The 14,684-nt window shown below is 75.7% G+C and carries 14 protein-coding genes; 6 read left to right on the top strand and 8 right to left on the bottom strand.

Going from position 1 to position 14,684, the window contains the following annotated elements:
- Window positions 1–7: 7 nt before the first annotated feature.
- Complete coding sequence (gene pfkB / locus AB0C87_RS23600; protein WP_345176111.1) at window positions 8–946, bottom strand: 1-phosphofructokinase; 939 nt, start codon at window positions 944–946, stop codon at window positions 8–10.
- A gap of 136 nt (window positions 947–1,082) precedes the next feature.
- Here pfkB and AB0C87_RS23595 point away from each other — a divergent pair, with 136 nt between their 5' ends.
- The 3 genes from AB0C87_RS23595 to ligA are packed head-to-tail and all read left to right on the top strand — an operon-like array spanning window position 1,083 to window position 5,041.
- Window positions 1,083–2,021, top strand: a complete 939-nt coding sequence (locus AB0C87_RS23595) for a DMT family transporter (protein WP_345176109.1) — start codon at window positions 1,083–1,085, stop codon at window positions 2,019–2,021.
- 11 nt (window positions 2,022–2,032) lie between these two features.
- On the top strand, window positions 2,033–2,932 hold the full coding sequence (locus tag AB0C87_RS23590; RefSeq protein ID WP_360579495.1) for an alpha/beta hydrolase-fold protein: 900 nt from the start codon (window positions 2,033–2,035) through the stop codon (window positions 2,930–2,932).
- Window positions 2,933–2,971: 39 nt separating this feature from the next.
- Complete coding sequence (gene ligA / locus AB0C87_RS23585; protein ID WP_360579493.1) at window positions 2,972–5,041, top strand: NAD-dependent DNA ligase LigA; 2,070 nt, start codon at window positions 2,972–2,974, stop codon at window positions 5,039–5,041.
- A 7-nt stretch (window positions 5,042–5,048) separates the two neighbouring features.
- Here the strand turns inward: ligA and AB0C87_RS23580 are convergent, their stop codons facing one another.
- From AB0C87_RS23580 to AB0C87_RS23560, 5 genes are all read right to left on the bottom strand, one after another.
- Window positions 5,049–6,245, bottom strand: coding sequence for a helix-turn-helix domain-containing protein (locus AB0C87_RS23580; protein ID WP_345176100.1), 1,197 nt, complete (start codon window positions 6,243–6,245; stop codon window positions 5,049–5,051).
- A gap of 84 nt (window positions 6,246–6,329) precedes the next feature.
- The gene (locus AB0C87_RS23575; protein ID WP_345176098.1) at window positions 6,330–7,637 is read right to left on the bottom strand and encodes an acyltransferase; all 1,308 of its coding nucleotides are present in this window, start codon (window positions 7,635–7,637) and stop codon (window positions 6,330–6,332) included.
- A gap of 199 nt (window positions 7,638–7,836) precedes the next feature.
- Entirely contained in the window at window positions 7,837–8,619 is a 783-nt protein-coding gene (locus tag AB0C87_RS23570) for an SAM-dependent methyltransferase (protein WP_345176095.1), read from the bottom strand.
- Between the two features lie 295 nt (window positions 8,620–8,914).
- Complete coding sequence (locus AB0C87_RS23565; RefSeq protein WP_360579491.1) at window positions 8,915–9,544, bottom strand: GNAT family N-acetyltransferase; 630 nt, start codon at window positions 9,542–9,544, stop codon at window positions 8,915–8,917.
- Between the two features lie 64 nt (window positions 9,545–9,608).
- The gene (locus AB0C87_RS23560) at window positions 9,609–10,052 is read right to left on the bottom strand and encodes a hypothetical protein (RefSeq protein WP_345176092.1); all 444 of its coding nucleotides are present in this window, start codon (window positions 10,050–10,052) and stop codon (window positions 9,609–9,611) included.
- Between the two features lie 268 nt (window positions 10,053–10,320).
- Between AB0C87_RS23560 and AB0C87_RS23555 the strand changes: the two genes are divergently transcribed.
- The gene (locus AB0C87_RS23555; protein ID WP_345176091.1) at window positions 10,321–10,851 is read left to right on the top strand and encodes a DUF2269 family protein; all 531 of its coding nucleotides are present in this window, start codon (window positions 10,321–10,323) and stop codon (window positions 10,849–10,851) included.
- On the opposite strand, the gene AB0C87_RS23550 is transcribed toward AB0C87_RS23555, so the two are convergent.
- Entirely contained in the window at window positions 10,846–11,766 is a 921-nt protein-coding gene (locus AB0C87_RS23550) for a LysR family transcriptional regulator (RefSeq protein ID WP_345176088.1), read from the bottom strand. The two genes, AB0C87_RS23555 and AB0C87_RS23550, sit on opposite strands and share 6 nt — an antisense overlap.
- 75 nt (window positions 11,767–11,841) lie before the next feature.
- Here AB0C87_RS23550 and AB0C87_RS23545 point away from each other — a divergent pair, with 75 nt between their 5' ends.
- Entirely contained in the window at window positions 11,842–12,789 is a 948-nt protein-coding gene (locus tag AB0C87_RS23545; protein ID WP_353834616.1) for an EamA family transporter, read from the top strand.
- The gene (locus AB0C87_RS23540) at window positions 12,710–13,627 is read left to right on the top strand and encodes a phosphotransferase (protein ID WP_360579488.1); all 918 of its coding nucleotides are present in this window, start codon (window positions 12,710–12,712) and stop codon (window positions 13,625–13,627) included. Before AB0C87_RS23545 ends, AB0C87_RS23540 begins: the two co-directional genes overlap by 80 nt.
- Here AB0C87_RS23540 and AB0C87_RS23535 read toward each other — a convergent pair.
- Entirely contained in the window at window positions 13,620–14,594 is a 975-nt protein-coding gene (locus tag AB0C87_RS23535; protein ID WP_353834614.1) for an anti-sigma factor RsbA family regulatory protein, read from the bottom strand. The two genes, AB0C87_RS23540 and AB0C87_RS23535, sit on opposite strands and share 8 nt — an antisense overlap.
- Window positions 14,595–14,684 lie beyond the last annotated feature (90 nt).

Genomic DNA, 14,684 nt, shown 5'->3' with positions numbered 1-14,684 from the left:
CGCGGGGTCAGGCGAGGAGGGGGCGGGCGAGGTCGGGGTGCGGGTGGATGCGGACGATGTCGCGCCGCACGTCGGCGGAGCCGGGCATCCGGCTGGCGGGCAGCCGCACGGCCGCCGCGCCCCAGGCGAGGCCCTCGGCGAGCGCGCGGGGCCCGCGGGCGCCCGCGGCGAGGAACCCGGCGAGCAGGGCGTCGCCGGCCCCGACGGTGCTGCGCGGGTGGGCGACGGGCGCCTCGCCGGTGAGGACGCCGTCGTCGTCGACGAGCACCGCGCCCTGCGCGCCCAGGCTGACCAGGACGGCGCGGGCCCCCCACGCCCGCAGCCGCCCGGCCGCCTCGACCGCGTCGGCCACGGTGTCGACCGGGCCGCCCGCGGCCTCCGCGAGCTCCTCCCGGTTCGGTTTGACGAGGTCGGGCGCGGCGGCGACGGCGGCGCGCAGCGCCGGGCCGCTGGTGTCGACCGCGACGCGGACGCCGCCCGCCGAGAACCGGCGGCACATCCGCGCGTAGGTGCCGTCAGGGACGCCGGGCGGCAGGCTGCCGCAGCCGACCACCCAGCGGGCGGAGCCGGCCGCGGCGGCCACCGCGGCGCCGACCTCGTCCAGCTCCCCGGGCGACAGCGGGCCGCCGGGCTCGTTCAGCTTGGTGACGACGCCGCCGGGCTCGACGATCGTGACGTTGGACCGGGTCCGCCCGCGGGCGCGGACGGCGTGCACGCGCAGGCCCTCGGTCTCCAGCAGGCGGCGCAGCTGGTCGCCGTCGGCGCCGCCCACCGCGACCACGGCGGCGGACGCGACGTCGTTGGCCAGCAGCGCCCGGGACACGTTGACGCCCTTGCCGCCCGGGTCCAGCCGCGCGGACCTGGCCCTGATGACCGCGCCGCGGGTCAGCACGTCCACCTCGATCGTGCGGTCGAGGCTCGGGTTGAGCGTCACCGTCACGATCATGCGCCGACCGCTCCCGGCTCCATGTGGCTTCCCTTCTGTTTGAGTTTGTTTCTCTTGTTTTAGATCCGTTTTGCGTCCGGGTCAAGAGCGGACGGGCCCCCGTGGTCGTCCCGTCCGGCGGCGGGAAGGATGATCTGTGGCGGGATGCGCGAGGCGGGAGGGGCACTGTGAGCCGGAGCGGGACGGGCTGATGGCCTGGTCGGTCTGCTTCAGCCTGCTCGCGGCGTTCCTGTTCGCCGCGGCGGCGGCCCTGCAGTACCGGGCCGCGCGGCGTGCCGTGCACGGCGTCTCGGACGCGTCCGCCGCCCACGGGCTGATCCGCCGGCTGGTCCGCGACCCCGTGTGGCTCACCGGGTGGGGGGTCAACCTCGGCGGGTTCTGCGCGCAGGCCGTCGCCCTGCACTTCGGCTCGACGGCCGTCGTCCAGCCGCTGCTGGTCACCCAGCTGGTCTTCACGATCGTGCTCGGCACGATCGGCACGGGACGCCGGCCCGCGCGGCTCGACCTGTTCGGAGGCATCGCCGTCACCGCGGGCCTCGCCGTCCTGTTCACGGTCCCGGGCGCGATCCCGCCCCAGGGCGAGCCGTCCCGGCCGCGGATCCTGCTCGCCGGGCTCGTCGCCGCGCCGGTCATCCTCGTCCTGTCGCGGGCGGCATGGCTGCGCAGGGGGCCGGTGCGGGCCGCGCTGCTCGGCGTCTGCGCCGGCCTGTGCTTCGCGGCGACCGCCGTGCTGATCAAACTCACCACCGCCGACCTGGTCGACCGCGGGGTCGCGGCCACCGCGGTGGACTGGCCCGGCTACGCGCTGGCCGGCAGCACGCTGCTCGGCCTGGTCATCGAGCAGCGGGCGTTCGCGGCCGGATCGCTGCCCGCCGCCATGACCGCGATGACGATGACGAACCCCATCGCGTCCTACCTCGTGGCCGCCTTCGCCTTCCAGACGCTGCCGCCCCGGACGGCCGCGGCGCTCACGGCCCTGTCGTTCAGCGTGCTCCTGCTCACCGGGGGAGTCGCGCTGCTGTCGCGGTCGGCCCACGCGTCCCGCGAGGGCGATACGGTGCCCGGAGCCTCCTGAAAGGACCCTCTTTGCTTACCCGACGCGCCCTCGTCCTCGGCGGGCTCGGCGGCCTCGGCGCCGCCGCGGCCACGGGCGGCGCCGGCTACGCGCTGGTGGAGAGCGGGGCCCTGCCCGGCAAGGTCCGGCTGGACCGCGCGCTCGGCAGGTGCGGGGACGTGCCGGCGCCGCCCCCCGCGTCCGTCCGGGTCGAGACGATGACCTGGCGTTCCGCGCACCGCCGCACGACCGTCACCGCGACCGTCGTCCCGCCCGCCGCGAACCGGTCGCCGCGCGGCCTGCCGGTGGTCGTCGCCCTGCACGGCACCGGCGAGGACGGCTCCTCCCTCGTGCGGAACCTGGCCCTGGACCACTACCTGCCCGACGCGGTCGCCAACGGCGGCGTCCCCCCGTTCACCCTCGTGAGCGTGGACGGCGGCCGGGACACCTACTGGCATCCGCGCGCCTCCGGCGACGACCCCCTCGGCATGATCGTGGACGAGCTGCTGCCGCGGCTGCGGGACCGCGGCGCCCGCACCGACCGCGTGGGCGCCATCGGCTGGTCGATGGGCGGCTACGGAGCCCTCGTGCTGGCCCGCCGCCTCGGCCGCGCCCGCACGGCCGCCGTGGTCGCCGCGTCCCCGGCCCTGTTCGCCTCCTACGAGGACGCGGTCGCCACGAACCGCCGCTCGTTCGACGGCGCGGCGGACTACCAGCGCCACGACGTCTTCGCCGCGCTCGAAGAGCTGAAGGGCGTCCCGCTGCGCGTCGACTGCGGGACCAGCGACCCGTTCGCCGACCGGGTGCGCGATTTCCGCGACCGGGTCCGCCCCGAGGGCGGGCTGGAGGGCGGATGCCACGACGCGGCCTTCTGGCGTCGGCAGCTCCGCCGCGAACTGGCGTTTCTCGGGCACCGTCTGAGCCCCCGCTGACCGCCTGGAGATCTCGGGGGGACCGGGCATGATGGCGTCATGAGCGACACCCCGGCCCGCACCGAGATCGGTGACCGGGCGGCCTACGCCGCCGCCGTCCAGACCGCCGTCGCCGCCTCCGCCGCCTACTACGGCGAGGGCGACTCGCCGCTCGACGACGACGCCTTCGACCGGCTGGTGCGCGGCATCGCCGCCTACGAGGCCGAGCATCCGGACGAGGTGCTGCCCGAGTCCCCGACGGGCAAGGTCGCCGGGGGAGCGGTGGTCGGCGACGTCCCGCACACCGTCCCGATGCTGAGCCTGGACAACGTGTTCTCCGAAGAGGGCCTGCGGACGTGGGCGGCGCGCCTGGCCCGCCGGCTCGGCCGCGAGGTCGCGGCGTGGAGCGTCGAGCCGAAGCTGGACGGCATGGCGATCTCCGCCCGGTACCGCGACGGGCGGCTCGTCCGGCTGGTGACGCGGGGCGACGGCGCCGCGGGCGACGACGTCTCCCACTGCACCGGCATGATCCTCGGCCTGCCGGGGCGCCTCTCGCGGCCGCTCACCGTCGAGCTGCGCGGCGAGGTGCTGATGACGCGGGCCCAGTTCGAGGCCGCCAACGCCGCCCGCACCGCCGCCGTGGGAACGACGTTCGCCAACCCGCGCAGCGCCGCCGCCGGAACCCTGCGCACCAGGGACCACCCCTACGAGGTCGAGATGACCTTCTTCACCTACGGCGCGCTGCCGGCGGACGGCACCGACGGCGAGACGGCCGCGCGCCTGCGCGACCTGCCGCACAGCCGGGTCATGGAGCTGGTCGCCGGCCTCGGCGCGAACACCACGGCCGCGACGTCCGCCCCGGGGATCACCGCGACGTCGATCGAGCGGGTGCTGGAGCGGATCGAGGAGATCGCCGCGCTGCGCGCCGAGCTCGACTTCGGCATCGACGGCATCGTGGTCAAGGCGGACGCGGCGGCCGACCAGGCCGACGCCGGCCTGTCCTCGCGCGCCCCGCGCTGGGCGATCGCCTACAAGCTTCCCGCGGTCGAGAAGATCACCCGGCTGCTGGACGTGGAGTGGAACGTCGGCCGCACCGGGGTCATCGCGCCCCGCGCCGTCCTGGAGCCCGTCGAGGTGGACGGCTCCACCGTCACCTACGCGACCCTGCACAACGCCGCCGACATCGAGCGGCGCGGACTGATGATCGGCGATCACGTCACCGTCTACAAGGCGGGCGACGTCATCCCGCGCGTGGAGGCCCCCGTCGTCCACCTGCGCACCGGGCGGGAGCGGCCCGTCGAGATCCCCGCGGCCTGCCCGCGCTGCGGCGACGGGATCGACGCCTCCCAGCAGCGCTGGCGGTGCGTGCGGGGCCGCGCCTGCCACGCCGTCGTGTCGGTCCGCTACGCGGTGGCCCGCGACCAGTTCGACATCGAGGGCCTCGGCGAGGGCCGCATCGACCAGCTCATCCGCGAGGGGCTGATCACCGACTTCGCCGACCTGTTCACCCTCACCTACGACCAGGTCATCGCCCTGGAGCGGATGGGCGAGACCAGCACCACGGCCCTACTCGCCGCGATCGAGGGCGCGAAGGCCAAGCCGCTGAGCAAGGTCTTCTGCGCGCTCGGCGTGCGCGGCACCGGCCGGTCGATGTCGCGCCGCATCGCCCGCCACTTCGGCACGATGGACGCGATCCGCGCCGCGGACGCCGAGGCCCTCCAGGAGGTCGAGGGCGTCGGGCCGGAGCGCGCCGCGGTCCTGGTGGCCGAGATCGCCGAGCTGGCCCCGCTGATCGACAAGCTCGCCGCCGCCGGGGTCACCATGACCGAGCCGGGCGCCGCGGGCCCGGCCGGGCGGGAGGCCGGGGCGGGCGCTCCGGACCTGCCCCTCGCCGGGATGTCGGTCGTCGTCACCGGCGCGATGTCCGGGCCGCTCGGCGGCCTGTCGCGCGACCAGGTGAACGAGCTGGTCGAGCGCGCCGGAGGCACGGCGTCCTCGTCAGTGTCGGCCCGCACGTCCCTGGTGGTCGCGGGGGAGAAGGCGGGGTCGAAGAGGGCCAAGGCCGAGCGGCTCGGCATCGAGATCGTCACGCCGGAGGAGCTCGCCGCCCGCGTCGCCGCGTTCCTGTGAGCCGCGGCTACGCCGTCGGCTCGGCCCGGCCCGTCCGGTCGGCGCGGCCCGTCCGCACCAGCCAGCTCAGCATCAGCATGAGGTCGAGCCGTCCGTCCGGCTCGGTGAAGCGGCCGCCGGTCAGCTCGGTGATGCGCCGCAGCCGGTACCGGACGGTCTGCTCGTGGATGTGCAGCCGCTCCGCGGCGGTCACCGCGTTGTCGCCGCACTGCAGGTAGGTCAGCAGGGTCTCGGCGAGCGGCTGCCGGCGCGGCGGAGGCAGCTCCAGCAGCGGCCCGAGGGCGGCTTCGGCGGTCGCGCCGACCAGTTCGTCCGCCGCGAGCGTGGCCAGCGACGCGATGTGGTCGACGCACCGGACGGGGCCCTCGTCCGGCAGCAGCCCCCGTTCCGCCAGGGTCAGGGCGTGCCGGGCCCAGCGCAGCGAGAGCGCGCCCTGCCCGATCGGGACGGTCGGGCCGAGCGCCGAGGTGCCGAGCCTGCGCAGCGCCGGCCACAGCCGGTCCTGGCCGGGGCCCTCCGGGTCGGGCACCACGAGGAACGGGACGGGCGCCTCCCAGTCGGCCAGCACCGCGGGCGGCAGGATCCGGGCGCCGGCGGGCGCGCCCGCCGGCAGCGCCACGAGCGCGATGCTCTTCGGCAGCTCCCAGCGGGCCGCGACCGCCAGCTCGGCGATCGTCTCGTGCCCGGGCGGGGGCTCGGCGACCAGCAGGTCGCGGAGCCGGTCGCGGCGGCGCTCCCGCTCGGTCGCCAGCTGGCCCTGCGCGCGGGCGTAGCCCTGCGCGGCGGCGTCCGCGGCCCGCGCCAGCAGCATGAACAGCGAGTCCGTGAGCCGGCCGAGCGTCTCGCGCGACCAGCCGAGCCGGTAGGCGTCCTTGATGAACCGGCGGCAGGCGACCTGGCTGCTCACCCGCATCGCGTTCTGCAGCGCGGCCAGGCTCCTGCCCTGCCGCGCCTCCTCCTCGCCGAGCCGCATGTACAGCTCGGTGATCTTGCGTGCGTCCGCGGTGGGATGGTCGACGGAGTCCACGAAGAACGCGACGGTGTCGCTGACCGTCCGCTCCACCTTCCGGGCGTACTCGCCGCCGTCGGCGCCCGCGTACTCGGGGACCTGGTCGCGGATCTCCCGCTCCATCTCGTCCACGGCGGCCTGGAGATGCTGCCGCAGCACGTCGGGCAGCTCGGCGGGCATCGGCCCTTCGGTCATCCGTTGTCCGATCGGCGGGGTGGGCTCGGGCGAATCACCCTAGGCAAGAAAGCGAACGCTGTCATCACCCGCCGGAGGGGACGGTCAGGGGTGGGCGGGCTGCGGTGCGGAGGCGGCGGCGGGCGCCACGGGGGAGCGTCGCCGTGCCGTCAGGCGGCGGCCGAGGTTCTGCGCGGGCCGCTCGACGTAGCGGTGCGCCAGCGCCGCCGAGGTGAGGACGGTCGCCAGCAGCACCACGCCCCAGACCGCCCGGACCGGTGCCGACAGCCCCCAGGTGTCGCGTCCGGCGGCGTGCCAGACCGCCTGGATGACCAGCGGGTGCAGCAGGTAGACCGAGTAGCTGACCAGCCCCAGCCACACGAGCACGCGCGGCATGGAGCGGTTCCGCAGGGCGAGCCCGGCCAGGAACGTCAGCCACGCGGCGCCCACGGCGATGGACCAGTCCGGGCCGAGGGGGTTCGGGTTGGCGTGCAGCGCCCAGCTGGTCGGCGTGCGCATGCCCGCCGCCAGCGTCAGGGCCGGGACGATCGCCACCATCGCCGCGGCGGGCCCGAGCCGGAGCCGCCCGTCCTGGATGCCGCGGATCGCGGTCCCGGCGAACATGGTGGCGATGATGCACAGGCTCTCGATGGCGCCGATGCGGCTGTTCAGCACGAGCAGGACGAGGGCCAGCGCGGCCACCACCGCGACGCCCGCCCGCCGCAGCCCGCGGTGCCGGCTGACCATGGCGGCCAGGCCGCCGGCGAGCATCAGCGCGGCGGCGAGGACCGTCCCGCCCGGCCACCGGGAGGCCAGCAGCCCGGACGGCAGCGCGACGCCGAGGATGGCCGCGCCCACGCCGAAGCCTAGGGCGACCCGGGCGCTGGCGCGGTGCACGCCGGCGACGAACATCGCCGTCACGAGGAGGTAGAAGACCATCTCGTAGGACAGCGTCCAGAAGACGTTGACGACGTTCGGGACGCCCAGGAGGTCCTGCAGCATCGTCAGGTGCGCCAGCGCGGACGCCCAGGGCCGGTCGCCGATCGCCGCGGGCAGGCCGTAGGAGAGGCCGGCCGCGCTGAGCAGCAGCGCCAGCACCACCGACACGCCCCACGCCGGGTACAGGCGGAAGAGCCGTCCGGTCCAGAACTGCCGGACGCTGCCGCGCCGCTCCAGGGAGAACGGCACCACGTAGCCGCTGACGAGGAAGAACACGAAGACCCCGTACCGGCCGAAGTCGAACCACGGGCCGGTCGCCCGGCGGACCTCGGGCAGGAGCACGTCCAGGGAGTGCTCGAACACCACCACCAGGGCCGCGAGGCCGCGCAGCGCGTCCAGCCAGCCCATGCGCGGTGCCTTCGCGGGGGGAGCGCCGATCGTCGTGTCATGCGGAGTCAGGGTGTTCGTCGGCATCCGGGCCACGATAGGGGCCGAACCGTTACCGTTTCTAACGGGCAAATGAGATTTCTCTTAATCGGGGCATCCGTCGGCTGACGCTGTGTCACGGGGCGCGGACGCCGGAGGCGCGGCGAGAGCAGGGCGGTCGCGGCCAGCCGGAGCGCGCCGTCCGCGCCGGGCTTATCCGAAAAATGTGATCAACACCACATCGCTGTCAGCGGACGCCGACGGCGCCGTAGAGGACCGGTTCGTCGCGGGGGCCGGTGGGTCCCTCGGGGGTGAGCGGCGTCAGCCCGGGGGGCAGCGGGCGGAACGGCCCGAGCAGCCGCGCGATCTCCGCGCCGCCGCGCGGACGCACCGGGACCGACGTCGCCTCGCCGTAGAGCCGCGCGGCCTCCGTGACGGCGCCGGGGGCGAAGTCGGCGGTGGCGTGCGAGACGACCAGCGCGCTGCCGGGGGCCGTGGACGCCGCGAGGTCGGCGACGAGGTCGGCGGCGCCGTCCACGAAGTGCAGGACGCTGGAGAACACCAGCGCGACCGGTTCGGCCGGGTCGATGAGCCGCCGCACCTCGGGGCTGCCCATGACGGCGGCCGGGTCGCGGATGTCGGCCCGCAGCGCCGCGACGTTGCCGCCGTCGATGAGCAGCGCGCGGGCGTGGGCGATGACGAGCGGGTCGTGGTCGACGTAGACGACGCGGGCGCCGCCGGCGCGGCCCGCGGCCATCTGGTGCAGGTTGTCCGTCCTCGGCAGGCCGCAGCCGAGGTCGACGAACTGCCGCACGCCGCGTCCGGCGAGCTGCGCGACGGAGCCGGCGAGGAAGCGGCGGGCGGCGCGGGCGGCCGCCGCGGCCTGCGGCAGGACCCGCAGGATCCGCTGGGCGAGGTCGCGGTCGGACGCGTAGTTGTCCTTGCCGCCGAGGAGGTAGTCCTGGACGCGCGCCGGACCCGGCCTGTGCAGGGCGAGAGGGGTGTTCTCCGGCGCCCTCGTGCCGGCCATGGGCATGGTGCTTCACCTGTCGCCTTCACCAGAGGGGATCGGTGCAATGGCTCGCTTACGACGGTAGGCGGCCGCGGCGGGTCCGGAGGCGGCCGCATCCGATGGACCGTCCGAAACCCGCCGGGCACGTGGCCGCATCGGGTCAGCGGGGTTTGGCGCATCATCGTCCGGTGCTGCGGCGAACGATCGGCGTGCGGGCGCGTCCGGGCGCGGGCGCGGTCGCGCGACTGGCCTTTTCCGGCCATGACAGGCACTTAACCGAAGATGTCGATTCGCGGTGGAGGACCCTGCGGAGTCACCCTCCGGGGGCGCGCCACATGAGCCAGACCGGCGGGCACCCCTTGCCCGGCAGCGGCAGCTCGCGCGTCACCTGGAAGCCGAACCGCTCGTAGTAGGGCACGTTCTGCTCTTTCGAGGACTCCAGGTAGGCGGGCAGGCCCTCGGCGTCGCAGCGGTCGAGCCGTGATCGCAGCAGGGCCGCGCCCAGGCCGTTGCCCTGCGCCGGGGGGTCGGTGCCGAGCACCGCCAGATACCAGTGCGGCTCGCGCGGGTGGTGCTTCTCGATCGCGCTGAGCGCGCGGAGGGTGGCGGGCGTCCTGGCGCCCAGGATGCGCAGCAGCGGCACGGCGTAGGCCGCCTGCAGACGCAGCGGCACGCTCCACAGGCCGGGTGGGTCCCACAGGGCGGCGGCCTCGGCCCCGTCCCGGCGCCCGGTGGTCTCGGTCGCCCCGTGGGGGAGGTGCACCTGCCGCAGCAGGATGCCGAACAGCGCGGTCATCCGCCGCACGCGGGAGGCGTCGTCGGGCAGGAGCCAGCGCCAGACCGGGTCGTCGTCGAAGGCGCGCCCGAGGACGGCCGCGATCGGTGCGGCGTCGGTGCCGTCCGCCACGCGGACGAGAGGGGACGGGCGGGGCTCGGACGTCATGGCGCGGCCTCCTCGGGGGGACGCGCCGATCCTCACCGCGGGCGCGGCCCCGCGTCAAGGAGGGTCATCGGCGGCGGCGGCGCTCGGAGCGCGGCCTCACCAGCTCCTCCAGGACGAGCGAGGCGCCGACCCCGACCAGCCAGGTGTCCTTGGCGAGCGGGATCCCCTGCGGAGAGGGGCGCAGCCCGCCCTCCTGGCGCATGCCGGGCAGCCGCAGGTACAGGCCGGTCAACCCGGCCGAGAACGCGGTGAGCGCCGCGCCCGCGACGAGCGAGGGCACCAGCGGCACGAGCAGCGCTGCGCCGAGGGCGACCTCCGCCCTGCCGAGCGCGCGGGTGAAGTCCCGCGGGTCCTGCGACTCCAGGAACGGGTAGGCGGTCTTCGCCGTCCCGTGGATCTCGTCGGCCGCCGCGTCCAGTCCCTGGAGCTTCGACAGGCCCGAGTTCAGGACGAACGCGCCGACGGCCAGCCGGACGGGCATCTGGTGAGCGCGAGCAAGAAGACGCATCGTGTCCCCAAAGCGATCGGAAGTCGGGCGAAGGGCATCATTCCCGCCGATTCGCCTCCGCAACTGATCGCCGGGTCAAGTCTCGGCCTTCCGGCGCGGGATGGGGCTCCGAGAGGGATGGGGCGCCGAGGGGATACCGCGCGTGGAGCAGGCCCCCGCGGGCGACTGCCCCGGGCGTGGCAGGGCGGAAGCCTCCGCACGGCCGACGACGCCTCCGGTGCCGCCGTCGCACGATCGGAGCGTCGTCGAGAGAACCGGGAGCGCTCGGATGTCGACCTTCCAGTCGCGGCCGGAGGCCGCCGGGCAGTGGTGGCGGCCGGGACCCTCGGTCCGCAAGACCGTCACCGTCGTGCACGTCGTCGCCTCCGTCGCGCTGCTGGGGGAGGTGTGGGGCCTCGTGCTGCTCAACCTCACCGCCGCGCTGACCGCGGACCCCGTGCTCGCGAACTCCGCCTACCGCCTGATGAGCGTGCTGGTGTTCGGGGGAGGCATTCCGCTCAGCCTCACCGCCCTGGCCAGCGGCGTCGCGCTCGCCACCGGCAGCCCGTGGGGGCTGGCACGGCACTACTGGGTGCTCGCCAAGCTGGTGCTGCTGGTCCTGGTGATCCTCGCCGGGATGCTGCTGTTCACGCCCGAGGCGATGGCGGACGCGACCGCCGGCGGGGCGGCCCCCGCCGCCGGGCGGCAGTGGGAGCAGGTGGCGGTGGTCTCCTGCCAGCTGGCGATGCTGCTCTCCGCCACCGCCCTCTCGGTGTTCAAGCCCCGCGGCCGCGTCGGGCGGCGGCGCGCCCGGTCATGAGCCGGGCCGGCCGTCCGGCAGGCGCTCGGCGACGGCCTGCAGCGCCTCCACGCACGCCCGGACCGCCGGCCGGTCCGCCCCGGCCCGCCACGCCGCGTAGATCTTGCGGTGCACGGCGGGCCTGGTCGCGACGACGCGGACCCCGCGCGGGATCGGGTCGCGGCCGAGCCGGGGGATGAGCGCGGCGGCGAGGTCGGCCGCCACGAAGGCCAGCTGGGTGGGGTAGTCGGCGACGTTGCAGGCGATGTCGGGCTCCACGTTGTGCTCGCGGAGCGTCTGCACGAGCTGCTGGTCGCAGCTGCCGCCCGCCGTCCACGAGGCCCAGCGCATCCCGCGCAGCTCGCTCAGGGCGACCGCGCGGCGCCGGGCCAGCGGGTGCCCGGCCGGCAGCGCGAGGTCGATGACGTCGGAGGACAGCAGGACGTGGGCCACCGACGCGGGGAACGGCGTGACCAGGGTGTCCCAGCTCTCGACGACGGCGACGTCGACGTCGCCGCGGGTGAGCGCGGGCAGGATCTCGTCGGTGTTCGCCTCCAGCAGGGTCGGGACGAGGTCGGGATGCCGCTCGCGCAGGGCGGTGAGCGCGGCGGGCAGCACCGAGCGCGCCGCGGTCACGAACGCCCCGAGCCGCAGCGGCCCGACGGCGGCCTCGCGGAGCCCGTCGAGCTCGGCCGCGGCGGCGGCCAGCTGGGCCATCACCCGCTCGGCGTGCCCGGCCAGGACGTGCCCGGCCCGGGTGAGCCGGACGCCCCGGCCCCGCGGTTCGAGCAGGGTGTGGCCCGTCTCGCGCTCCAGCTTGGAGAGCTGCTGGGACACCCCCGAGGGCGTCACGTGCATGGCCGCGGCGGCGGCCGCGATCGAACCGTGCACGGCCACGGCGTGCAGGGCGCGCAGGCGTTCCACATTCAGCGTCACGGTAGCGATACTACTGTTTTTCGCTAAGCAATATTCGCTTGTGCTAATCAGTCGCTGGACGGCAGCGTGGTGCGCATGCGACGGATCGATCCGCGGCTGCTTCTGACCTCCGGCGCCGCGTTCATCTCGGCGTCGGCGATCCTGTTCCGGCTGTCCGGCGTCTCGCCCGGGACGGCGGCGTTCTTCCGGTGCGCGCTCGCGCTGCCGGTGCTGGCGCTCCTGGCGCGCTGGGAGCGGCGCGGGGCGGGGCCGCGGCGCCGCGCCGGGCTCGACGTCCTCGCGGGGCTGGTGCTCGGCGCCGACTTCGTGCTGTGGGGCGCGTCGATCGACGGCGTCGGCGCGGGCATCGCGACCGTGCTGGTGAACGTCCAGGTCGTCGTGGTCCCGCTGCTGGCGTTCGCGGTGTTCGGAGAGCGGCCCTCGCGGGCCTTCGCGGCGGCCGTGCCGGCGCTGATGGGCGGCGTCGCGCTGGCCGCCGGCGTCGCGGGGCACGGCACGGACGGGACGGACCCGGTGCTCGGGTCGCTGTTCGGCGCGGGCGCCGGGCTCGCCTACGGCGGCTACCTCTTCCTCACCCGTCTCGCCGGTCGCGGCCAGGAGCACCGGGCGCAGCCGGTCCTGCTGTCGACGCTGGGCGCGGGGGCGGCCTCCGCCGCTATCGGAGGCCCCTGGCAGGGGATCGACCTCGCGCCGGGATGGCCCGCTCTCGGCTGGCTCGCCGCGCTGTCGATGACGGGGCAGGTGTGCGGGTGGGTGCTGATCGGCGCGGCGCTGCCCCGGCTGGGCGCCGACGTCGCCGGGGCCCTCCTGCTGCTCCAGCCGGTGCTGGCGGTCGCCCTCGGCGCGATGGTCCTCGGCGAGCGGCCCGGTCCCGCGCAGCTCGCCGGCTGCGGCCTCGTCGTCGCCGCGCTCTGGCTGGCCGGCAGGGGTAGCGTTCCTCCGCGTGACGACTCCGGAGTGGGCTCCCGAGCACGAGGTGACGCCCGAACTGGCGAGCACGCTGATCGGGCGGAGGTTCCCTGAGCTCCGCGGCGCCCCGGTGGAGCGCCTCGCCACGGGCTGGGACAACACCGTCCTGCTCGTCGGCGGCGACTGGGTGTTCCGCTTCCCGCGCCGGCGGATGGCCCTGGCGGGGGTCGAGCGCGAGACCGCCGTGCTGCCCGTCCTCGCGCCCCGGCTGCCGCTGCCGGTGCCCGTGCCGCGCTTCCTCGGGGAGCCGGCGGACGACTTCCCCTGGCCGTTCTGGGGCGCGCGGCGCATCCCCGGGCGCGAACTCGCCGAGGTGAGGCCGCCGGACGAGGACCGGGTCGCCCTCGCCGCCGAGACCGGCGCCTTCCTGCGGGCCCTGCACGACCCGGCCCTGGTCCGAGAGGCGGGGGAGGGGCTGCCGGTCGACCCGATGGGACGCGCCGACCCCGCCGGGCGCGCGGCGCGGACCCGCGGCCGCCTCGACGCGATCGCCGCCCGAGGGGTGTGGAGGCCGGATCCGGCCGTCGAGGAGTTCCTGGCCGCGGCCGAGGGCTGGGACGCGCCGGGCGGCGACCCGGTGGTCGTCCACGGGGACCTGCACGTCCGGCACCTCCTGCTCACCCCCGCAGGCCGTGCGGCGGGAGTGATCGACTGGGGGGACGTCTGCCTCGGCGCGCCCGCCGTGGACCTGTCGCTGGCCTACGCGGGGTTCGGCGGCGCCGCGCGGGAGGCGCTCCTCGCGGAGTACGGGACGGTGCCGCCGGAGCAGGAAACCGCCGCGCGCGCCTTGGCGCTGAACCTCACGGCGACGCTGGCCGAGTACGCGGCGTCCACCGGGCGGGACGCGCTGCTCGCCGAGACGCTCGCGGGGATCGGCCGGGCGCTCAGCTGAGGCCGGGGCTCACGGTGCGCATGTAGACGCGGATCGTGGTGCCCTCCGGTCCGGTGTGGACGCGGACCAGGTCGGCGAGGTGGTTGACCATGAGGATGCCGCGGCCGCCGTTCGGGCTCATGTCCGCCGGGCGGCGGCCCGCGAGCGGGTCGCTGATCGTCCCGGCGTCGCTGACCTCGCAGACCACGTGCTCGTCCTCGACCCAGAGGCGCGCCGTGCCCGTGCCCCCGCCGTGCAGGCAGGAGTTGGCGGCCAGCTCGTTCACGGCGAGCTCCAGGTCGCCGACCGCGCCGGTGCCGAGGCCGAACTTCGCCCCCCAGCGGCAGGCGAACTCGCGGACGAGGGGGAGCGCGTCGATGTCGAAGCTCATCGCGACCGCCCCGGCGGCCTCGGCCGGCTCGGGCAGCGGCAGGTTGTAGTCGCCGATGACGCGGTGCGGCGCGTAGTCGGCGCTCGGGTGCGTCCCGGACCGGTCGATCACGACCGGATGGGTGGCGCGGGCGTCGGTGAGCGCCACCGGGTCCAGCCGGGCCTCGTCGTAGGGGCACAGGATGGTGGCCTCGCGCCCCGCGAAAGCAAGGTTGATCAGGGCCTCGTGCTGCGCGCAGGCGGGGTACTCGGTCGCCGAGCGGCCGGGCCAGATCGGCTCGCCGATGATCCGCACCCGGCCACCGGCGTGCCGGTCGGCGAAGTGCCGCAGCACTCCCGGGATGATGCGGCCGGGATTGCGGCCCGCCTTCGCCATGTCGATCCAGCTCACCCGGTCGGCGGCCGCGCCGAGGGCGTCGCCCAGCTGCGCCATGCGGACGGCGGGCACCGCCACGGCCACCGGCTCTCCCGCGTCGAGCCCGGCGCGGATGAACGGCACGGTTCCGGCGAGGTACTCCTCGTCGCCGCGGTAGAAGAGCGCGGGGTGGATGAACGCGTCCTCGCGTGCCACGCCCGTTCCGCCGGGGCTGAGGCTCATCGTTCGGTCGCTCCGTCCGGTGCCGCTGTCTCGTGCATTCGATCGAGAATACGCGCAGGAGGGAAGCCGTACGAGCAGGGCCATGCGGAC

It is taken from the genome of Actinomadura sp. NPDC048021 (assembly GCF_040653135.1).
In the GTDB taxonomy this organism is placed as follows: domain Bacteria; phylum Actinomycetota; class Actinomycetes; order Streptosporangiales; family Streptosporangiaceae; genus Spirillospora; species Spirillospora verrucosospora.
The sequence above is the reverse complement of the archived record's forward strand: the minus strand, read 5'-3'. Positions and strand labels throughout refer to the sequence as shown.